This is a genomic window from Acinetobacter portensis (assembly GCF_010646905.1).
GTDB lineage: Bacteria > Pseudomonadota > Gammaproteobacteria > Pseudomonadales > Moraxellaceae > Acinetobacter > Acinetobacter portensis.
In genome coordinates this window covers 252,277-274,895 of record NZ_JAAARQ010000002.1, presented here as the reverse complement: position 1 = coordinate 274,895, position 22,619 = coordinate 252,277, and the positions used below count along the sequence as shown (strand labels likewise).

At 38.8% G+C, this 22,619-nt stretch carries 15 protein-coding genes, 1 pseudogene and 1 riboswitch; of the genes and pseudogenes, 14 read left to right on the top strand and 2 right to left on the bottom strand.

Going from position 1 to position 22,619, the window contains the following annotated elements; translation table 11 throughout:
* Positions 1-91 precede the first annotated feature (91 nt).
* From GTK57_RS01235 to GTK57_RS01200, 8 genes and pseudogenes are all read left to right on the top strand, one after another.
* Positions 92-2,410, top strand: coding sequence for a type I restriction-modification system subunit M (locus tag GTK57_RS01235; RefSeq protein ID WP_163124530.1), 2,319 nt, complete (start codon positions 92-94; stop codon positions 2,408-2,410).
* The gene (locus tag GTK57_RS01230; protein ID WP_163120911.1) at positions 2,410-3,768 is read left to right on the top strand and encodes a restriction endonuclease subunit S; all 1,359 of its coding nucleotides are present in this window, start codon (positions 2,410-2,412) and stop codon (positions 3,766-3,768) included. Before GTK57_RS01235 ends, GTK57_RS01230 begins: the two co-directional genes overlap by 1 nt.
* Positions 3,765-7,019: a type I restriction endonuclease subunit R gene (locus GTK57_RS01225; RefSeq protein WP_163120910.1), complete on the top strand. Its 3,255-nt coding sequence runs from the start codon at positions 3,765-3,767 to the stop codon at positions 7,017-7,019. The genes GTK57_RS01230 and GTK57_RS01225 overlap by 4 nt, the downstream gene beginning before the upstream one ends.
* Before the next feature lie 35 nt (positions 7,020-7,054).
* On the top strand, positions 7,055-7,369 hold the full coding sequence (locus tag GTK57_RS01220; RefSeq protein WP_194240559.1) for a hypothetical protein: 315 nt from the start codon (positions 7,055-7,057) through the stop codon (positions 7,367-7,369).
* A 105-nt stretch (positions 7,370-7,474) separates the two neighbouring features.
* Positions 7,475-7,620: riboswitch (cobalamin riboswitch) on the top strand.
* 127 nt (positions 7,621-7,747) lie between these two features.
* Positions 7,748-9,577, top strand: coding sequence for a TonB-dependent receptor domain-containing protein (locus tag GTK57_RS01215; protein WP_163120909.1), 1,830 nt, complete (start codon positions 7,748-7,750; stop codon positions 9,575-9,577).
* A 342-nt stretch (positions 9,578-9,919) separates the two neighbouring features.
* The gene (locus GTK57_RS01210; protein WP_163120908.1) at positions 9,920-11,053 is read left to right on the top strand and encodes a 5-methyltetrahydropteroyltriglutamate--homocysteine S-methyltransferase; all 1,134 of its coding nucleotides are present in this window, start codon (positions 9,920-9,922) and stop codon (positions 11,051-11,053) included.
* Between the two features lie 159 nt (positions 11,054-11,212).
* On the top strand, positions 11,213-11,506 hold the full coding sequence (locus GTK57_RS01205; protein WP_163120907.1) for a hypothetical protein: 294 nt from the start codon (positions 11,213-11,215) through the stop codon (positions 11,504-11,506).
* A gap of 109 nt (positions 11,507-11,615) precedes the next feature.
* Positions 11,616-13,000 (top strand): annotated as a pseudogene (locus tag GTK57_RS01200) (methylenetetrahydrofolate reductase C-terminal domain-containing protein).
* Between the two features lie 276 nt (positions 13,001-13,276).
* On the opposite strand, the gene GTK57_RS01195 reads toward GTK57_RS01200, so the two are convergent.
* Together GTK57_RS01195 and GTK57_RS01190 are read right to left on the bottom strand one after the other, a co-directional pair.
* Entirely contained in the window at positions 13,277-14,818 is a 1,542-nt protein-coding gene (locus tag GTK57_RS01195) for a PepSY-associated TM helix domain-containing protein (protein ID WP_075175392.1), read from the bottom strand.
* A 402-nt stretch (positions 14,819-15,220) separates the two neighbouring features.
* Positions 15,221-15,889: an epoxyqueuosine reductase QueH gene (locus GTK57_RS01190; protein ID WP_075175394.1), complete on the bottom strand. Its 669-nt coding sequence runs from the start codon at positions 15,887-15,889 to the stop codon at positions 15,221-15,223.
* A 443-nt stretch (positions 15,890-16,332) separates the two neighbouring features.
* On the opposite strand from GTK57_RS01190, the gene GTK57_RS01185 reads away from it, so the two are divergent.
* The 6 genes from GTK57_RS01185 to GTK57_RS01160 all read left to right on the top strand — a co-directional run bounded on the left by GTK57_RS01185 (position 16,333) and on the right by GTK57_RS01160 (position 22,514).
* Positions 16,333-17,634 (top strand): MFS transporter, encoded by a 1,302-nt coding sequence (locus GTK57_RS01185; protein ID WP_067728744.1) that lies wholly within the window; start codon positions 16,333-16,335, stop codon positions 17,632-17,634.
* A 354-nt stretch (positions 17,635-17,988) separates the two neighbouring features.
* Positions 17,989-18,987, top strand: coding sequence for a putative oxygenase MesX (locus tag GTK57_RS01180; RefSeq protein ID WP_005267231.1), 999 nt, complete (start codon positions 17,989-17,991; stop codon positions 18,985-18,987).
* Between the two features lie 42 nt (positions 18,988-19,029).
* Complete coding sequence (locus GTK57_RS01175; protein WP_163120906.1) at positions 19,030-20,058, top strand: methionine synthase; 1,029 nt, start codon at positions 19,030-19,032, stop codon at positions 20,056-20,058.
* Between the two features lie 97 nt (positions 20,059-20,155).
* A complete protein-coding gene (locus GTK57_RS01170; protein ID WP_163124527.1) occupies positions 20,156-20,650 on the top strand; it encodes a flavin reductase in 495 nt (164 codons plus the stop codon).
* A gap of 43 nt (positions 20,651-20,693) precedes the next feature.
* A complete protein-coding gene (locus tag GTK57_RS01165; RefSeq protein WP_163120905.1) occupies positions 20,694-21,494 on the top strand; it encodes a sulfite exporter TauE/SafE family protein in 801 nt (266 codons plus the stop codon).
* 102 nt (positions 21,495-21,596) lie between these two features.
* Positions 21,597-22,514, top strand: a complete 918-nt coding sequence (locus GTK57_RS01160) for a LysR family transcriptional regulator (RefSeq protein ID WP_163120904.1) — start codon at positions 21,597-21,599, stop codon at positions 22,512-22,514.
* Positions 22,515-22,619 lie beyond the last annotated feature (105 nt).

Sequence of the window (22,619 nt, the reverse complement as noted above, 5' to 3'; positions counted from 1 at the left end):
GTCTATCTCTAGTAAATTGCCTTGTAAATCAGGCACAATCAACCTTATAAATTTCTAGTATTCTGCCTATTGGCAAGCGGTATTTTATCCAATCACAAATAATAATTTTTCACAGGTAGCAACTTTCATTTGGTCGGTTGCTGACTTACTTCGTGGTGACTTCAAACAATCTCAATATGGGCGTGTAATTCTACCGTTCACCTTGTTGCGCCGTTTAGAGTGTGTATTAGAAGCAAGTAAAGCAGATGTATTGGCAGCCAATGAGAAAGTTAAACTCATGCCATTACCAGAAGAAGCCAAAGAAAAGATGCTATTAAAAGCAACCAATGGCTTATCGTTTTTTAACACTTCAGAATTAAGTTTAGTCAGCCTTGGTCAAAAAGACATTCGTTCAAACCTTAATACTTATATTCAAAGTTTTTCAGCAGATGCACGTGAAATTTTTGAGCATTTTAAATTTGAGGAGTTTATTGGTTTATTGGACGATGCCAATTTACTTTATAAAGTTGTTCAGAAATTCGGTGCGACAGACCTGAGCTACGGCGCTGTGTCTAACCATGAAATGGGGCTAGTGTTTGAAGAGCTGATTCGCCGTTTTGCGGAAGGTTCGAATGAAACCGCAGGGGAACACTTTACCCCACGTGACATTGTGCGTTTAACCACAGGCTTGGTGTTTGGTAAAGATGATGATGCCTTAACCAAAGATGGCATTATTCGTACTGTATATGACCCAACGGCAGGTACAGGCGGCTTCCTATCATCGGGTTCAGAATATGTCCGTGAGCATAATCCTGATGCTGTGATGCGTGTCTTTGGTCAAGAGTTAAACCCTGAGTCATACGCCATTTGTAAAGCAGATATGCTGATTAAAGGTCAGGATGTACGCAACATCAAATTAGGCAATACGCTCTCCAATGACCAACTTGCCTATGAGAAATTTGACTACATGCTATCGAATCCACCCTTTGGTGTGGATTGGAAGAAGATTGAATCTGATATTAAAGATGAGCATGAACAAAAAGGCTTTGAAGGGCGTTTTGGTGCAGGTTTGCCACGTGTCTCTGATGGTTCGTTATTGTTCCTAATGCACCTCATTAGCAAGATGCGTGATACAGATAATCATGATCAAGGTAGTCGTATTGGTATCATCCTGAATGGTTCACCGTTATTTACGGGCAGTGCAGGTAGTGGCGAAAGTGAAATCCGCCGTTATATCTTAGAAGCTGACTTGTTAGAAGCCATTATCGCGCTACCTACCGATATGTTCTATAACACAGGCATTGCCACCTATGTTTGGGTACTCAGTAATAAAAAAGATGCTGAGCGTAAGGGCAAAGTCCAACTGATTGATGGTACTCACCTGTATAGTAAAATGCGTAAGTCACTTGGCTCAAAACGTAATGAAATGAGCGAAGACGATATTGCGATGATTACGCGTTGTTATGGAAACTTTGAAGTGACCGATGCCCGTGAACTGGATAAACCTGCCGATGTAAAATCTAATCGTGGTCGTCAATCTGCGAGTCCTAAAAATGAATCTGCAAAAACCTTCTCAAGCAAGATTTTTAATAGTTATGAATTTGGCTATCGCCGTGTGACCATTGAGCGTCCTTTGCGTTTATCTGCTCAAGTGAGTGATAAGGCTGTCGAGTCGTTACGTTTTGCACCGAAGCCATTTAATGCAGTGATGCAAAAGCTATACGAGCAGTACGGCGCAACGTGGACGGCAGACAGCTATGGTGATTTAGCTGAATATGAAACCGAGATTCGTGCGCTGATTAAAGCTGAATTTAGCGAACTCAAAGAAAAAGACATTAAAACCGTACTTGAGCCAAAACTCTGGTTAGAGCAACGTAACTTACTTACTAAAGCCCAATCGCTACAAGCCAAGATTGGCACGGCGCAGTTTGATGACTTTAATGCCTTTGATGATGTATTCAAACAAGCTTTAAAAGATGCCAACATTAAATTAGAGACCAAAGAGAAGAAGCAATTCATTGATGCTATTACGTGGAAAAATGCCGATGCTGAACCTGTAATCAATAAGGTCATTAAAGGCACAGAAAATGCCTTGTATGGTCAGTTTGTGTATAACGGCAAAGTGGTCGAGTTTGTACAAGATGGTGATTTACGTGATGCTGAGAACATTGCGCTTAATCCAAATGTCAGCACCACCGATTTAATCGAGTCTTACTTTAAGCGTGAGGTTCAACCACATGTGCCTGATGCGTGGATTAATGCCGATAAGCGTGATGATAAAGATGGCGAAATTGGCATAGTGGGTTATGAGATTCCGTTTAACCGTCATTTTTATGTATATGAACCGCCACGTGATTTAGCCGAGATTGATACGGATTTAGATGCGGTAAGCCGTGAAATTATGGCACTTCTACAAGAGGTGCATTCGTAATGGCGAAGTATGAGAAATATGCTGAGTATAAAGATTCAGGTGTGGAATGGGTTGGTGATGTTCCCCAATCATGGGAAGTTAAGCCTGTTTTAGCTTTATTCACACCTGAAATGATAAAAAATGTAGATGGTATTGAAACTAATGTCTTATCGCTAAGTTATGGTCGAATCATTCAACGAGATGTAGAGAATAATCATGGTTTATTACCTGAATCATTTAATACTTATCAGATCGTAAAGTGTGGTGATATTATTTTACGCCTTACCGATTTGCAAAATGATAAAAGAAGCCTGCGTGTAGGATTGGCAACTCAAAAAGGTATTATCACTTCAGCCTATCTCAAATTGTCTGCATTAAAAGAAATTGATCCTAAATTTGCTTATAGACTTTTACATTCTTACGATACAACAAAAGTATTTTATGGAATGGGCGGTGGTTTACGCCAATCGATGAAATTTGAGGATTTTAGACGCCTACCTATACTTGTCCCGCCTAAAAGTGAACAAACTCAAATCGCCAATTTCCTCGATCATGAAACCACAAAAATTGATAGCCTGATTGCTAAACAAGAAAAGCTGATTGAACTGCTAAAAGAAAAGCGTCAAGCGGTTATTAGCCATGCGGTGACCAAAGGTTTAAATCCTAATGTCACGATGAAAGATTCAGGTGTGGAATGGTTAGGGCAAGTGCCTGAGCATTGGGTTGTGGCTCAGTTAAAATTTAATATGCTAGATATTCAGACAGGTCCATTTGGTAGTCAATTACATGCAGAGGACTATATTGAAGATGGGATTCCTTTAATTAATCCAGCACACATGATAAATGGTGTACTTGTTCCTGATAGTCAAATTACAGTAGATGAAACAACTCAAGAAAGATTAAGCAGACATAAATTAGCAGTTGGCGACATTATTTTTGCTAGACGAGGTGAGCTTGGTCGTTGTGCAATTGTTAGAGAAGAAAATGTAGGATGGCTTTGTGGTACAGGTAGTCTAAAAGCGAAACTAAACGATAAATTACTCCCTGAGTATGCGTACTTGTTAATTACATCGGACGGTCTTGTTTCAGAGCTTTCCTTAGAATCGAAAGGTTCAACAATGGATAATTTGAATACTGAAACTTTAGGTAAAGTGCGGACACCTGTTCCTCCGATTAAAGAACAAACAGCAATTTTAATTTATGTAGAGCAAGTTTCAGGTAAATATAAAAAACTAATCGAAAATGCTGAATCCGCTATTCAACTGATGCAAGAACGCCGTACAGCCCTAATATCCTCTGCGGTTACAGGCAAAATAGACGTGCGTCATTGGCAAAACCCAAATAAAAATAACGATGCTAAAAAGGAGCTTGGCGTATGAGTGCAGATGTAACCAAAGAAACAGCATTTCAAAACGACATCATTGCCCAAATGCAGTCGCATGGTTGGCAGATTGGCTCAGGTACAGGCTATAACCGTGAAAAAGCCCTCTATACCCAAGATATTCTAGACTTTGTGCAAAAGACTCAAGACAAGGAATGGCAGAAGTTTAAAAGCATTTTCCCCAATGACACCGAACGCCATTTTTTAGATACGGTCGAAGCACAGCTTAAAAAAGCCAATATCAACGCCACTGATGTTGAATCACGTAGCTATGGCACATTAGGTGTATTACGTCATGGTATCCGTACACGTGGGGTGCGTTTTTCATTTTGTCAGTTTAAACCTGAACACGGTTTAAACCCTGAACTGAATGCACGCTATAAGCAAAATATTTGCCGTGTTGTACCTGAATTGGTCTATAGCCCATACGCTAATAAAGCAGAGTTCGAGGCAACAGGCAAACAAGCCAAAAAATGGCGTATTGACCTTGTGCTGTTTATTAATGGCTTTCCAGTGGCAACCATGGAGCTGAAGTCAGAGTTTAAACAAGCTGTGCAAAATGCGATGACACAGTACCGCAAAACGCGCTTGCCCAAAGACCCTGAAACCAATAAGCCTGAACCACTCTTAATGTTTAAACGTGGCGCATTGGTACACTTTGCCGTAAGTCAGTATGACGTTTATATGGCGACACATCTCACTGGTGATAGCACTTACTTCTTACCATTTAACAAAGGAACGAAGGATCAGGGCGCAGGCAATGACGTACCAGAGAATCCAAATGAATATGCAACAGGCTATTTATGGAATGAAGTTTTAACGCCGGATAGCTTATTGAATATTGTCGGTAACTTTATCCATCTGCAAATTGAAGAAAAAGAAGATTGGGAAGGGCGGAAATACAAGAAAGAAAGTCTGATTTTCCCACGTTATCATCAGTGGAAAGTGGTCAATAACTTAGTACAGGATTCACTGGCTGAGGGCACAGGGCAGAAATACTTGATTCAGCACAGTGCAGGTTCAGGTAAATCCAATTCCATTGCATGGACGGCGCATCAACTCTCAAGCTTGTACGATGCCAACAATAAAAAGATGTTTGATTCGGTGATTGTGGTCACTGACCGCACCATCTTAGATGCACAGCTACAAGATACCATCTATCAATTTGAACATGCCGATGGCGTGGTGGGACGCATTAACAATAAAGAAGGTGACGGCTCAAAATCGGAGAAATTGGCTAAAGCTTTGGAAATGGCACAGCCGATTATCATTGTGACCATTCAGACTTTCCCATTTGTACTCCGTGCGATTGAAAACAGCACCAGTCTCAAAGAGCGTAAATACGCCGTGATTGCCGATGAAGCCCATTCATCACAAAGTGGTTCTACGGCGCGTCAGCTTAAAGAAACCTTGATGATTGAAGAACGTGAAGAAGATGAACAGCTGTCTTCTGAAGATGTACTTGATGCAGTCATGGCTTCACGTAAGGGCAGTGCCAACTTAAGCTTCTATGCTTTTACTGCAACACCTAAAGATAAAACTCTACAGCTTTTTGGTCGCTTGCCTGATCCAAGTATGCCGCCGTCAAAAACCAATATTCCTGTGGCATACCATGTTTACTCAATGCGTCAGGCGATTGAAGAAGGCTTTATTTTAGATGTATTGAAAAACTACACTAACTATAAAGTCATCTATAAGCTCAAACAGAAAATCGAAGAAAAAGACGCAACGGTTGATGCCAAGAAAGCCAAGACCAAGCTGAATCAGTGGGTACGCTTACACGATCATAATATCTCGCAAAAAGTGCATATCATCATTGAGCATTTCAAGAAGAATATTATGGGCTTACTCGGTGGACAAGCCAAAGCCATGGTGGTGACCAGTTCTCGTAAAGAAGCGGTACGTTATAAACAGGCCTTTGATAAATACATTGCTGAACAGAACTATGCCAACATTCAAGCCATGGTGGCATTCTCAGGCGATGTAGAATTTAATGCCAATGATGCAGACAGTAGCCATCTGTTAGGTCAGAAATTTACTGAAAGCAATATGAACCCAAACTTGAAAGGTCGTGAGATGCGTAAGGCATTCGACAGCGATGACTTTCAGGTGATGATTGTGGCGAATAAGTTCCAGACCGGCTTTGACCAGCCGAAATTGTGTGCCATGTACGTGGATAAAAAGTTGGGTGGTGTCGAATGCGTACAGACTCTATCTCGCTTAAACCGTACTTATCCTGCTAAAGCTGAATCAGGTACGTTTGTGCTGGATTTCTTCAATGAGCCACAAGACATTCTTGATGCATTCCAACCGTATTATCAGACAGCGGAGTTGGCAGATGTCTCTAATCCAGATCAAATATATGATTTGTGTACCAAGCTCAAAGCCTCAGGTATTTTCCTGTGGACGGAAGTAGAACAGTTTGTTGATGCCTTCTATAGCAAAAATAAATCCAGTGCAGCACTCTCAAACATTTGTAAGCCTGCAATGCAACGCTGGCAACAGCGATATAAAGAAGCAGTCAATGATTACGATGTCACAAAGAACCGGTTAGACATTACCAAGCGAACGGGTGAGCCTGTACTCATTGCCAATGCTGAAAATGAATTTACGGAAGCGAAGAAAGCTCGTGATGCTTTGGAAATTTTCAAGAAAGACTTAGGGAGTTTTACGCGTTTCTATGAGTTCATGTCTCAAATTATTGAGTATGACGATAAAGACTTAGAGAAACTCAGCCTGTTTGCTCGAAACTTACGTCCAATGCTCCGTGAGCAAGTGGCGGATGAGGACGAAATTGATCTCAGTAACGTTGCAATGAGTCATTACCGCTTGTCGAAGCTACGTCAGCAAGATATTCAGCTTAAAGCCAATAGCACTGAGCATAAGTTGGATCCTGCCAATGATGTCGGGACGGCGAAAGCTAAGGATAAGAAAGAAGACTTTTTGTCAGTGATTTTAAGCCGTGTGAATGAGCTGTTTGTGACAGATAAGCTAACTGATCAAGACATGATTAACTATGTGCATACCGTGGCAGATAAAATGTCTGAAAACTCACGCATGATGAAGCAGATTCACAATAATACTCGTGAACAAGCGATGCTCGGTGAGTTTGATACGGCGCTTGATGATGCCGTGTTAGAGAGTAATGAAGCTCATATAGAGCAAATGACACAGCTTATGAGTGATCCTGCGAAGATGAAGCAGTTTGCGCATATTATTTATGATGTCTTACTCAATAAAGCGCTTTAAATTTTTAATAAAGAAATAAGTATTAGAGTGAAAATATGAATTTTTGGCATATGCAGATTCATCCTAGTGATAAAGAAGCAGTTAACCGTAGTGAAGCAAAAAGAATTATTCTCGAAAGTGGTGTTATAGGTTTAGGAAATCAATGGCCTAATGATAGAGGACAACCACAAAAATTTAAAACGAATGTCAAGGTAGGGGATGTTGTACTCATTAGAAGCGATGGTCCACTTGCTCTCGTAAAAGTAATAAGTGAGTGCTATGACAATGTTGATAATAGTGTTTGGTTCGATTTGGTTAGAATGAATAGCCACCAATTCTGTAGACATCTTTTAATTAGATATGGAGGTTAAGTTGACCTTAAATATTATTACTTCCTATATTCCTTAGAAAATTTAGCTTTATGAGAGTAATACGAATAATCAGAAACAGTTTGACTTAGCAAGGACTTAGTTTTAGTCTCTGTACCTGCTTCAGGTGCTTCTATAGAGAAGTGAAACTGGGAAGTTAGTACACGTATGTGTAAGCTAACACTGCCCCCGCAACGGTGAATAGGATAGCAACATCCTTAAGTCCGGAGACCGGCCTGCTGCACAACCTAACTAATGCGGCGGGCGTTAAAGAAGGGATCGCATACTTCTATTATATTGAGTTGGTATTGCTTACCCAAAATCCGTCCGCGCGCTTCACATTTATATTTGCACGGGCGGTGCGAAATTTTGGGGTATATCATGAATCAAATGTATACAACTGCTTTAGGTGGTTTGTTAGTCTTATCTCCATTGTCTATGGCAATGGCAGCAGAAAAATCTGTTTTCCAACTTCCTAAAATCAATGTCGTTGCCAACTTGGTTGAGCAAAATAATGCCGATACTTTAGCGGCCGTTACTGTGATTGATCGTGAAGAAATCGAAAGAAAGCAGTTTAACTCTCTACAAGATTTATTACGTACTGTACCAGGGGTAACATTCACTAATAATGGGGGACTAGGTAAGGTAACAAGTGTTTCTATTCGTGGTACAAATTCTAAACATGTGCTTGTGTTAGTAGATGGTCTGCGTTGGAATGCAGCTACTGCAGGTTCATCTTCATTCGAATTTCTCCCTATTGAGCAAATTGAACGAGTTGAAGTCGTAAAAGGTCCTCGTTCAAGCTTATACGGCTCTGAAGCTATTGGTGGGGTAATTCAAATATTTACACGTAAAGGTACGCAAGAAGGTATTAAGCCATTTGCGTCGCTTACATACGGTTCTCATGAAACTTATAAGGCTAATGCTGGCCTGAACATTAAAAATAATAAGAATTGGGCGAATTTAAGTGTTGCAGGAATGAAAACCCAAGGCCTTGATGCAACTGCCGCTCCAGTAGAAACAGATAAAGATGGTTATGAAAATTATTCAGTATCTTTAAATGCTGGACATCAATTTAACGATCAATTATCTGTAGATATGAATGCCTTACATATTGAAGGTGAAACGGAAATTGATAATACCGGGGGTCAAGAGCCTTATACTAAACTTATTGAATCTGTATATGGTGTAGGCCTTAATTATCAAGCCAACCATCTATGGAACACGAAACTGAAGGTTGGTTATTCCCAAGATAAACAGGAAGGATATATTAAAACAGGTTTAGACAATGTCTATGAAACCCAAAAAGAAACAATTTCATGGTTGAACACACTAGCATTTAATGAAAACCATAATTTAATTTTAGGAACTGATTATCTAAAAGATAAAATTAGTGGAATTAATGGCCCTTCACTTTTTGACAAAAAAAGTAGAGATAATTTTGGTTATTTTGCTCAATATTTAGGAAATATTAATAATTTTGATATTGAGGCCGCATTGCGTCTAGATGATAACGAGCAATATGGAAATCATACAACAGGCAATCTAGCACTTGGTTACCAGTTCAATGAAGCTCTAAAGACGTATGTCTCTTATGGTACAGCATTCCGAGCACCTACGTTTAATGAGTTGTATTACCCTCAAGATGAATGGGGTGGTGGCAACCCTAATTTAAATCCAGAAGAATCAGAGAATATTGAACTCGGTTTTAAAGGTAATATAGGTAATGTGAATTGGGCATTGAATGGTTTCCGTAATGATATTGACCAAATGATTGTACGTTGGCCAGCGATCAATGTTGATAAGGCATTAATTAAAGGGATAGAGGTAGAGTTAGGTCAGGCAATAGGTCAATTCGATTGGAATATAAATTACACTTATCAAGAGCCTGAAAATCGTAGTGGTGATAATAAAGGTAAACAAATCACTAATATTCCTCAGCAAATACTTAATTTAAGTGCGGATTATAATTTTGATAAATGGATAGTAGGTGGTGCTGTACACGCAGAGGATAAGCGTTATAGTGCTGATAACAAATCATATATGGGCTCTTTTGCAACAGCTGATGTACGATTAACTTATCAAGCTACTCCAGAACTTTCGGTTCAAGCAAAATTAGCCAATATGTTTGATAAAGAATATCAAACAACCCAAGGCTACAACCAAGATGGTCGTACTGCTTGGGTGACCTTGCGTTATGCGATGAAATAATAATTCGTATTGGAAACTGAGGGATCTTCATTTATGCGTGAAAATCCTTCAGTAAAAGCATATGTAATAACAGTTATAATTCATTGTTATTATTGTTTTTATAGTTTTATTCTATCTAAGTTTAGCTAATCAAATACCAGTAAAGTTTTGTTGTTATACCTTCAATACTCCCGTTTTGAATGTAGTGCACATGAAAAACCAGACGATTCGTCGTCTGGTTTTTCATTCATAAACTGAAATACTGATACAGCATTCTCTTTTCGTTGAAAGAAATATCGATTAACGATACTTCTAATTTTATAAAGTGACCTTCTCAGAAGTCATTTTTTATTTGGTTTATCTATGCAAAGTAATACATCTCCTAAAGCGAAGACCCAATATGCCAATAATAAGGTAGAGCATATCGGTAGTTTTTTAAGAGCATTAGAACTCAAAAAAGCACGTTACGACTTTGCTGATCGGGTCATTTATGAAGAGACATTAAGACAGGTTGAAGATGCAGAAATTGACAATCTGATCGATATTCAGCTTGATCTAGATTGTACCGTTATGACAGATGGTGATTTTCGCCGTACTTGGTGGCATTTCGATTTTCTTGAGCAATTGCAAGGCATAGAAAGCTACAAAACACGTGATGGATTGAAATATAAAGATGCGATCAGTAAACCGATTGACATCCGTATCACAGGGAAAATTGCTTGGTCAGAAGAACACACAAGTCTGATTCATTATCGTTATCTACATAAAGCAATTGAAGGTTTTGCAACTGCTAAATATTGCATACCAAGTCCAACTATGTTGCTTTTTCCACACTTAAGAAACAATCGGTTCTATGCAGATCGTATCAATGACTATATTGCAGATATTGGGCAATCTTATCGAGAAGCAATTCAAGCGCTTTACCAAGAAGGTTGTCGATATTTACAACTGAATGATGAGTTTTGGGCCTATTTAAGTGATGAAGAATATAGAGCAACTGAAATCACTTCTGGTATGTCAGATCATGACTTAGCAATGCTAGGTGTAGAAATACTCAATCTTGCACTCAAAGATAAACCAGAAGATTTATTTATATCGTTGCATATTGACCGTGGCAACTTTAGTTCGAGCTGGTTGTATCAAGGTGATTATCACTTTATCTCTACATATATTTTCAAACAGTTGACCAATATCGATCGTTACTTATTGGAATTTGATACAGATCGGGCAGGTGGATTTGAACCTATTGCGCTACTCAAAGGCACACAAACAGAAGTATTTTTGGGCTTAGTCTCTTCGAAAAAAGAGTATGTGGAAAGTGAAGATGACATTTCACAGCGTATCCATGACGCAACTCAATTTTTACCCATTGAGCAATTAGGGCTGTGTTTACAGAGCGGTTTTGCTTCAACTGAAGAGGGCAACAAAATTTCCTATGATACCCAGTGGGAAAAAATCAAGTTAATGAATAAGGTCGCAAAAAAGTTCTGGCCTTAATTTCATCATGGATGTCTTGTAAAAGTGATCAGTCAAAGTATGCGTATTATTGCCTTGGTAATAACTGTAAATGCTTTAATTAATCCTTTTGCAAGATATTCAAATTAATCAGCATGTTTAAAAGTTTTAAGTAAGTTATCCGTTGGTTTGAGAGTAAAGATGTTAAAGGATAAAGAATTTATTGGTCGAGTATGTCGAATGATAAATACCAATAACCCAATTGATTTTAGTGTGTTAAAGGTAATTCGTTCTAAGGAAAATAGCATTCTAGGCTTCGAGATATCTAGAAAAAATACAAATGGTGCTCAATCAGAAACGGCTCTAAAAGATGATGTGAAGTTTCAGGAAAATGATATCTGGGTAAGTGGTTCTGATCTGATCATTCAGCTACTTGAGCAAAAAATTAATACGCTTAGGCGTCAAATTAAAATCAGCTCAGCTAAAAGAAAATAAAGAATGTGAACAGGAGAGAACATTCAAATTGTATTTATCTACAATGACATGTTCTTTCCTGAATTTTAAATAATGTTTTAGCTTTAGGATATTTGGTTAATCAAGGGACATGCTTAATTTTTTTCAACACTTAGAACATTATAAATTTTGTATTTTAGTTGAATATTTGACTTCATCTAAAACTCAACATGTAGCACAAGATATTGCGGGTTTCTCAGCTTTTATTGCAATTGCTGACCGTGTCCATTCAGACCATGATATGGCACCGCTTGAGGCTAGTCAGCATTATTCAAAATCGAGCGATAAAGTTCTGCATTTTTCTGGGAAAGATCGAGATATTCAGGATTTTGAATTATTTTTAGATCAAGCCAAATCAGCCAATATTAAGAATCTTTTATTGCTGACAGGCGATAAGCTCAAAGAGCACAGTTATGGGGGGATGAATCTGGACGTACCCGATATCTAGAATCGGTGAATGCCGTGATGGTAGCCAAGCGCCGTGGTGGATTTCATCTAGGTGTGGCCTTTAACCCGTTCAAATATGCTGAAGCTGAGCGTGACGCACAATATCTAAAACTACACAAAAAGATGAAGGCAGGCGCAGATTTTATTATTACCCAATTAGGGTATGACATGGATGCTTTAAAACAAGTAAAGGCTTTTTTAAATCGTCATCATTACCAACAAAAAATACTTGCTTGTGTTATGCCGCTGAGTTTTGCTCGTGCCAATTTTATGGTGAAAAATAAAGTCGCTGGTATTGTGATTACACCCTATATGTTAGGGGTGTTGGCTCAGGAAAAACAGGATGGGTTGAGTGATCGGGTTCATTTACGCTGTGCTTTACAGATCCTGATGTGTAAACATCTTGGGTTTGCCGGAGTTCACCTTTCAGCCTGTTACAAGCCTGAAGAGCAGATGCTTTTGGAAAGCTATATAGAACAATATCGGCATCTGGATTTGAATGCACTTGAAGCTCTCTGGAATTCATTATGGCAAGTGAAGACTGGAAAAGAGTTCATGCCAGAATTGCCTTATTACTCCCGTCAGCCGACATCCAGTCAGTTGATTAAATATCAGCAACTACATTTCATGCATGAGGCATTGTTTGAGTCCAAAATTGCCAAGGGTATCGGACGCTTTATTTTTAAAGCCTCATTTTGGGAGCATACACCTGCTGCAAAAGCATTACTGAAAACTGAATTTATCTCTAAGCATGGCGTTGTGGGCTGTGAAAGCTGTGGTCAATGCAGGCTAGGAGATACTTTATATATCTGTCCTGAAACCTGTCCAAAAGGATTGGCGAATGGTCCTTGTGGGGGGACTACCTTAGACCGCTGTGAATTTGGAGATCGAGAATGCATTCATTCTGTGAAAGCCCGGCTTGCCAAAGCCGTGGGACAGACTGACGTTCTAAAAGAAAAATTGATTCCAACTGTACCACTTGAAGTACGTGGCACTAGTTCTTGGAAAAATTGGTATACAGAAGCTTAATTCATTACATTAATTACGTTTAATGAATATCAAAATCAAAAGAATAGGCGTGATCAAAAGATATAGTGAAATAAAACCAATACTGTTTCCATAATGTGAGCAAAGTGGAAACAAGGATAATCCTAAAAGCAGTATTCCTAGAAATCTAGAGATCTGGGGATACTGACTAAGTACAGCAAAGCGACTTTGTTGTGTTTTTATACGCTGCTTTGAGCTCACTGCAAAAAATAACAGCATAGCTAAAATGATCAAGCCTAGACCAATGATAAGTTTCATTTAGCGTATACCGTTTATAAACTGATTTTGAGTCACTTGGTTTGATGCAATTGGTGCTATTTTTTGATGTAAAAATATAGCCAACAAAGCAAACAGAAGAATGAGTAGATCAACTCTCAAGAACATCCAATACGATGAGAATGAAGAAATAAGATGATGATTGAATAAGTAGCATAGGTTTATGATAGGTAGTATAAGAGCGAGAATGATGAAGCCCTTGAGTAAGCTTTTCCAAAGTTGATGCTGTGGCATTAAACAAGCGATTAAAAAGCAAATGAACCACACTGAGAAAAATGTAGTAATTTCATAATTGGGTAAATTGTAAGGTGCTGTCACTAAGCGGTTTATATAGAAATAACTCAGTACGGCAATACCAAGACCTATAGTTGCAGTCATATTAAGTCTGTTGACCAGATATGCACCAAGATGAAAGCTTTGTTTTTTATTTTTTATCTGTCTTTTTAAGCTCCATAAAAATAAGCCTGAAGCAATCATTGTTGCTCCGAGTATGCCCGATAAAAACAAGATGAATCGTAAACTCGGCTGTGCATAACGTGCCATGTGTAAGCCATATATTCCATTATTCAAAGTTGCTAATGCACTTGTATTTCGATTGTTTTTAAGCAATTCACCTGTATGTGCATTAAAAATAAACTGATCTTGGTTACGTGTGATCGTACGATCTTCTTTTTTATTAATTGTTATATGGGCCGATGATGTATTTGGACTTTTTACTGTAATTGTATCTAAGGGTGCAACTCCCCATTGTCGAGTCGTGTGCTTTAAAAAGTATTGTATAGGGCGCATTTCTGCTTTTTCAGGAGTTGAAAGTAAATCCTGCTGAGGTATTGTACGGATCTCTTCAAAATACTGAAAAGGATTGTCAGGATAGCTGAGTTTTAAATTTGCAGGGAAGAGTACATAAAAGAACATCGCCAAGCCTGTAAATGCCGTCACAAAGAAAAACGGCATCGCTGTGACAGCGGATACAGTATGATAGTCAAGATAAGAGAGTTGTCCCTTATTAGTACGTAAAGTAAAAAATTCGATCAGTAATTTTTTATGAGTAATCACACCAGAAATCAATAAAATTAATAAAATAAAGGCAGTAAAAGTGACGATGATCTGTCCTGTCATATAAGACATGCCATAGAGTTGAAAGTGCAGTCGATAAAAGAAATCACCACCTTGGGTATTTAATAACTGTAATTCACTGCCAGTTGAAGCATTTAATATTCTATTTTCGAAAGCACCTTCAGCCGTTTGCCAAAAGACACGATTTACAGGTGCATTATCATGAGCAACATGGATAAACCAACTTTTTGCATCGGGAGCATGTGTTTGTAAATAGGCAAAAGCGGATTGAGCTGCCTCATTAGAGCTAGTTTGCATAGTTGCAAATTGAGGTTGCATCCAGTAATTGATTTCAGTTTTATACAAACTCAATGATCCCATCACAAAAATGAGAAAGAGCAACCAACCAAAAATTAAGCCTAGCCAAGAATGCAAAGTTGCCGTAGATTGTCTAATCGATTTCAGCATGAATTATCCTAAAAACTTGTGTGTAAGAAATAAAATGCTGAGTACAATCAGGCTTAATAGAGACAACCATTTCAGGTTCTTGATACAAAAAATCAAAATGACAAATGCGATATAAAAGATAAGTGCGACCAATGAGCCAAGCAAAACAGATTCGGCTTTAGGTAAAAAAGATTGGCATAAATGAATCAAATTGAGGGCAAAAAAATAAGTGCATAGATAGCCAATACCAAAGCCAATCATAAAGCGATAAAGTGTAATTAAATGAAGTTTCAAGGCGTTTGATCGCAGTATATTTGATGATGAAATTGAAAGCTAAATAGCCAATCTTAGAGAGTTTTGATCTGTATAACTCTTTTGAATTACAAAGATGAGATACCCAAATAGATTGGCTATTTTAGCGTATTAAGTCTCGTCATCCATGGCATTCGAATAGAATTTCACACCTAATTTAATCCGTTCACGACCTTGGCTCATACGCCAACGGTTGGTGTCGCGCAAGGAATAGACACAGCCACAATATTCTTGTTGGTAGAACTCTTCCTTCTTGCTGATTTCGAGCATACGAACAGCACCACCATTTTTACGCCAGTTGTAATCCCAATAGGTAATGCCTGGGTAATGTGAAGCAGAACGATGACCACAGTCATTAATCTGCTGCATGTTCTTCCAACGGGAAATACCAAGCGAGCTACTTATTAGACTGAAGCCATTTTCGGCTGCATATAAAGCTGTACGCTCAAAACGCATATCAAAGCACATGGTACAACGGATGCCTTTCTCAGGTTCATTTTCCATACCTTTGGCACGTGCAAACCAATTGTCAGTATCGTAATCACAGTCGATAAAAGGGATATTATGTTTTTCGGCAAAGCGAATATTTTCTTCCTTACGAATTTCATATTCTTTTATCGGGTGAATGTTAGGGTTATAGAAAAAGATTGAAAAGTCGATACCTGATTCAATCAAGGTTTCCATCACTTCACCTGAGCACGGCGCACAGCAGGAGTGAAGCAGGAGTTTGTCATGACCTTCTGGGAGAGTCAGTTTTTGACGTTCAAGTTTATTTGACATGGAAATAGGGCTTAAATCTAAACCCTACATCTTAACAATCTAATCTCATGGTTAAGGTGATTTTTGCTCATGTTTAAATGAGTGATCTTCAGGATGTAAGTTGTGAATTAAATTCATCTTTTGGTGAGGAAATATCGTTTTACTCATGTATTGGTGTGGGTATAAATTGCACTGGTGAAATATGATTAGAGCTTAAACAAATCAATTGAATGAAGCCAAATTTTAAAATTGAAGGCTGAGCTATTTTTTCTTTGGAAAAGCTAAAAATAGCTCATTAATTTGAATACTTAAATTTCGCTAAAAGTCATAAAAAAATTGAATCGGGTTCTAAACATATTTTGTTCAGTGTATATCTAAGCCGTCATCATTTTTTTTGTACAAATATAAATGAGAGCCGACTTATTTATATCTTTTGATTTTTTATCGAATGATGATGGTCTTTCATGGAATATGTAGAACACAACACCTCCACGGTCAATCCAAATTCTAAAACACGTGTTTTATTTGCGAGTCTGGTAGGTACAACAATTGAATTTTTCGACTTTTATATTTATGCCACGGCTGCTGTACTGGTTTTCCCGCATTTATTTTTCCCTGAAAGTAGTGGTAGTGCCGCATTACTGCAATCTTTAGCCACTTTTTCAATTGCATTTATCGCACGTCCAATTGGCGCTATTATTTTTGGACATCTTGGTGATCGAATTGGCCGTAAAGCCACACTCGTTTCTGCATTGCTATTAATGGGGATTTCTACAGTTTGCATCGGACTATTACCGACCCATGCACAAATTGGTGTGGCTGCACCCATCTTGTTAGCATTGTGTCGTTTAGGGCAAGGGCTTGGTTTGAGTGGCGAGTGGAGTGGTGCGGTATTATTCGCCACAGAAAATGCACCAAAGGGTAAACGTGCATGGTATGGCATGTTCCCACAGCTCGGTTCTCCAATTGGTTTTATTCTTGCGGCAAGCTCATTTTTATTATTAGGTGCATTTTTATCAGATGAAGCCTTTATGCAATGGGGCTGGCGAATTCCGTTTATTGCAAGTGCATTGCTAGTATTCGTTGGCTTATATATTCGATTAAAACTACACGAATCTCCAGCTTTTCAAAATGTTTTAAACAAGCAATCAGCAGTTAAAGTACCTTTGAAGGATGTGCTCACCAAACATATTGGAAAAGTGGTATTGGGTATGTTGGCGACAGTATGTACCTTGGTTGTATTTTATTTGATGACGATATTTGCATTGAATTGGGGGACAACCGCATTAGGGTATAGTCGAGATACTTTTTTAAAAATCCAACTGATTGCAACAGTGTGTTTTGGTCTGTGTATTCCTATCTCTGCATTATCCGCTGAGAAGTTTGGTAGAAAAATAACATCCATTGCCATTTGTATTCTGACCATGATCTTTGGATTGTTCTTCTCAACATTTTTTGTTGCTGATAACGTATTATCAGTATTGGTGTTCCTGTGCCTTGGTTTAAGTATTATGGGCTTAACTTATGGACCACTTGGGACCATTTTGTCTGAAATTTTCCCTGTTTCAGTTCGATATACAGGAACAGCCTTGTCTTATAATTTTGGTAGTATTTTAGGCGCATCATTTGCCCCTTTGATTGCAACTCAATTGGCTCAAAATTATGGTTTGCATGCTGTGGGATATTATTTATCTATCGCGGCAGGTGTTTCTCTATGTGCTTTCATGTGTATTCGTGAAACAAAAAATGAAAACATTATGAGCTGATTGTTTTATTGCACATGATGCTCAATTTCGGGCTTATTCAATCGTATATTTTAAAATGAATAAGCCCACAACTCAGATACACCTTATCCCAACTCGTTTTCTCATCATTAAATGTTCATCATTGTATCGATATACAGATGCATTCGATTTCTATTTAATACGTGTCCAACACTTGATCTTTCAATATGGATATTTGATGAGGCGATCTCATCCATTGCATGTTAAAAAAACACCAACATGAGATTTACTCATCTCATCCTGAATTTATATCGTTTTACTCATTTTATGATTCACGTTTAAATAAAGCCATTCAGAAATTTAGATTTTTTATAAAATTTTTAGGTGGCAATCTCCATGAGCACAGCATTCCAATGTTCAATTAAGCGCATTCGTTTTGATGAGAATTATGAGCCAGCAAGCAATACACGTCAGACCACTAATTTTGCCAATTTGGCACGTGGTGAAAGCCGCCAAGAAAACCTGCGTCGTACACTTGCGATGATCAACAATCGTTTTAATAGTTTGGCTACAGTCGACAATCCAAAAGGCGATCGCTATTCACTTGAGATCGATATTATTTCTGCAGAGATTGATATTGAGGGCAACGGTCAAACCTTCCCATTTATTGAAACACTAAAAAGCACCATCATTGATCATAAAACCAATCAGCGCATTGAAGGCATGATCGGAAACAGTTTTTCTTCTTATGTTCGTGATTATGACTTTAGTGTTGTGCTTCCTGCATTAGGCTGTAAGTTTAATGAGATGCCTGAAGATTTTGGAGACTTGCATGGCAAGTTATATTTACATCTAGTGAACTCTGAAGTATTTAAAACAGAATTTAGAAACAATCCTGTTATTTGTTTAAGTGTTTCTACAACAAAAACTTATTACCAAACAGCTAACGTGCATCCAGTACTCGGTGTCGAATACACCAATGATGATTACTCACGTACTGATGCCTACTTTGCCAAAATGGGCTTAAGCGTTCGTTACTTTAAGCCTCAAGGCGCGAATGCACCATTAGCTTTCTACTGTGCAGGCGATCTACTTCGTGACTACACTGATTTTGAATTGATCAGTGCGATTGCGACTATGGAAAGCTTCCAAAAAATCTACCGTCCTGAAATTTACAATACCAACTCTCCGGCAGGTGTGGAATATCAACCAAGCTTGAGCTATGGCGATTACTCACTGACACGTATTGTTTATGACCGTGTTGAACGTGGTGAATTGGCGGTGAAACAAGGTAAGTGGACAGAAGAAAACTTCATCAAACCGTATAAAGACATTTTGGACGAGTGGGCTGCGAATTTTAAAATTGAAAATGCTCAGCAAGACCAAGCGGCTTAATCCATTGCATTGATAGACGAATTTAAAGAAAGAAGATTAGACATGGCTATTTTATTACCAACATCAACAGCAGGCAGCTTACCGAAACCGTCATGGCTCGCTGAACCTGAAAAATTATGGTCAGCATGGAAACTTGAAGGCGAAGAACTTCTTGAAGCTAAACGTGATGCGTTAAAATTATCATTACATGAGCAAGTCACTGCTGGTATTGATATCGTAAGTGACGGTGAACAAACCCGTCAGCACTTCGTAACCACGTTCATTGAACATCTTGAAGGTGTGGATTTCGAAAAGCGTGAAACCATGCGTATTCGTAACCGTTATGAAGCAAGCGTACCTTCAGTGGTCGGTGAAGTATCACGTAAAAAAGCTGTATTTGTAGACGATGCTAAATTCTTACGTAGCCAAACCAATCAACCGATTAAATGGGCGTTGCCTGGTCCGATGACCATGATTGATACACTTTTTGACGGTCACTACAAGAGCCGTGAAAAATTGGCTTGGGAATTTGCCAAAATTCTGAATCAAGAAGCTTTAGAGCTCGAAGCGGCAGGTGTCGACATTATTCAGTTTGATGAGCCTGCATTTAATGTGTTCTTTGATGAAGTAAATGATTGGGGTATTGCGACATTAGAGCGTGCGCTTGAAGGACTCAAATGTGAAACAGCTGTGCATATTTGCTATGGCTACGGCATCAAGGCAAATACGGATTGGAAACAAACATTGGGTAATGAATGGCGTCAGTATGAAGAGTCCTTCCCTAAATTACAAAAGTCAAAGCTAGATATCATTTCGTTAGAGTGCCAAAACTCACGTGTACCGATGGATTTAATTGAACTGATTCGTGGCAAAAAAGTCATGGTTGGTGCAATTGATGTAGCAACCAATCAAGTTGAAACTGCAGAAGAAGTCGCAAATACCTTACGTAAAGCATTGCAATTTGTGGATGCAGATAAACTGTATCCTTCAACCAACTGTGGTATGACACCGCTATCTCGTCAAGTTGCACGTGGCAAGCTTGAGGCTTTAAGTGCTGGAGCTGCCATTGTTCGTAAAGAGTTAGAAGCTTAATCAAACGTAGTCTTGTGTTAAGCAGAGCAAATAGTCGTAAGATCATTTGCTCTGTCTTATGTATGAGTACGTGATATGTATATTTGAGATGAAAGAGATGATTGAAGCAACAGACTTTAGAAATGCAATGTCTTTACTTACGACTGCGGTGAATGTGATTACAACCTCAGGTGAGGCAGGGATGCATGGCTTTACTGCATCTGCCGTATGTAGCGTGACGGATACTCCGCCAACATTATTAGTCTGTATGAATCAATCCTCTCGCTCTCATGTACATTTTGTTGAGAATCAAGTCTTGGCAGTAAACGTACTAAGCACGCAGCATGAACAAATTTCGAATGCTTTTGCTTCAAGTAAGTTCAGCTCAGTAGATCGTTTCAAACTCGGTGAATGGGGTACGTTGGAAACAGGCTCGCCGATTTTAGAAGATGCCTTAGTCAGTTTTGATTGTCAGATTGAGAATATTCAACAAGTCGGTACACACAGTATTTTCATGTGCCGTGTTCTTAAAGTTCGACAAAGTGATCAAGAGGAAAGCTTGGTGTATTTTAACCGTGCTTACCATCAAGCGGGTCAATTGGAACACGCTTAACTCAATACCTTAATTCCTTCATTTTTTTAAAAGTTAGTCTATTGTGGAACTTATAACCTTTTTAGTTATCGGGGCTTTTGCTGGTTTTGCAGCGGGGCTGTTTGGTGTCGGTGGTGGTACGATTATTGTGCCACTGCTTTTTATTGTCTTTACCCAAATGGGCTATGACCCCGATGTGGTTATGCACCTCGCATTAGGCACATCTTTGGCAACCATTGTTGTGACCTCGATTAGCTCATTGATGGCGCATCATAAAAATGGTGTTGTGATTTGGCCTGTTTTTAAAAATCTAGCGCCACCTATGGCGATAGGTTGCTTTTTTGGGGCGGGTATCGCTGGTTTGATATCAGGATTACATCTACAAATCATTGTTGGCTTATTCCTGATTTGGGTTGCATATACCATGTTTACAGGTGCCAAAAAAGCAATTGACCCAACGAAAACATTACCCTCATCAGGTCAACAAGTTGCCGCAGGTAGTGTCATAGGGATTGCATCAGCAATCTTTGGTATTGGTGGTGGAAGTCTGACGGTTCCATACCTGAATCGTTATGGTGTAGTCATGCAGAAGGCTGTTGGAACATCTGCGGCGTGTGGACTCCCTATTGCAGTTGCTGGTGCATTAGGTTTTATGATTTTTGGTATGAATGCTGAAATCAATGTGCCAAATACCATCGGTTATGTTCATATTTATGCCTTCATAGGCATCAGTATCATGAGTTTCATTACGGCTAAGTTTGGTGCGAAGGCAGCACATGCTTTATCGCCAGCAATGTTAAAGAAATGCTTTGCAGTTTTACTGGTTATTGTAGGAAGCTTCTTCCTTGTGAAAGGATTAATTTAATATCACAAGCAAAAACCAAATAATGCTTAAAAGCCCACTGTATGTGGGCTTTTAAGCCTAAATTTTAATATATCCTTACATGGATTTTGAGTTTCTCCCCAAATGATCGAACTAAAACATTTAAAAATGCTGTTTGCTCTAAGAGAGCATGGCTCTTTAGTCGCAGCAGCGAGTGATCTCTGTATTACACCTTCAGCAGTATCTCATCAGCTACGTGAACTTGATCAGTGGATGGGAGTTGAAGTCGTCAACCGTAAGACGAGACCCATTACTTTTTCTAATATTGGGCTTAGACTACTACAGCTAGCAGATGAGATTTTACCTCAAGTTCAAATTGCACAAAGCGATATTACGCGAATTATTCATGGACAAACTGGTCGAATCACTTTTTCATCAGAATGCCATAGTTGTTTCGATTGGCTCATGCCACTATTGAATCAGTATCGTATCCAATATCCAGATGTCGATTTAGACTTCGCATCAGGATTTGAAGCGAATCCACATGAGTTATTGCAAAATGGGGAATTTGACTTACTGATTACAGCAGATCCAATCACTTTAAAAGGTGTTGAATATTTTCCGGTATTTGAGTATGAGTCTCGTCTTGTATTATCGACAACACATCCATTGGTGCGTGCAGAGCACATTACTGTTCAAGAGTTAGCGGAAGAAACGCTGATTACATATCCAGTGGATAAACATCGTCTGGATATTATGTCAAAGCTATTTATTCCTGCAAATATTCAACCCAAAAATATTCGAACCACAGACTTGACACAAATGCTGATTCAGCTTGTGGCGAGCGGACGTGGTATTGCAGCGCTACCTGATTGGGTAGTGAATGAATATGAAATGAAAGGCTGGGTCACTTCCCGACGTCTCGAATGTGTCTCACCAGAAGGTTTACGTCGTACCTTATATGCTGGTTTTAGAACGGATGAAAAAGACAAAGATTACTTTGATGGTTTCTTAAAGCAGCTTGAGCGATTCTCAAAGAAAAGAATCTCTTACTACAGTTAGTTCTCTGAGTCTTTATCATTGCATTATCCTAGGGGGGATTTAGACAATAATAGTTTTATGATTCAATGCACTAAATCAAATTTGGGTTCACATTGGGTAAAAAAT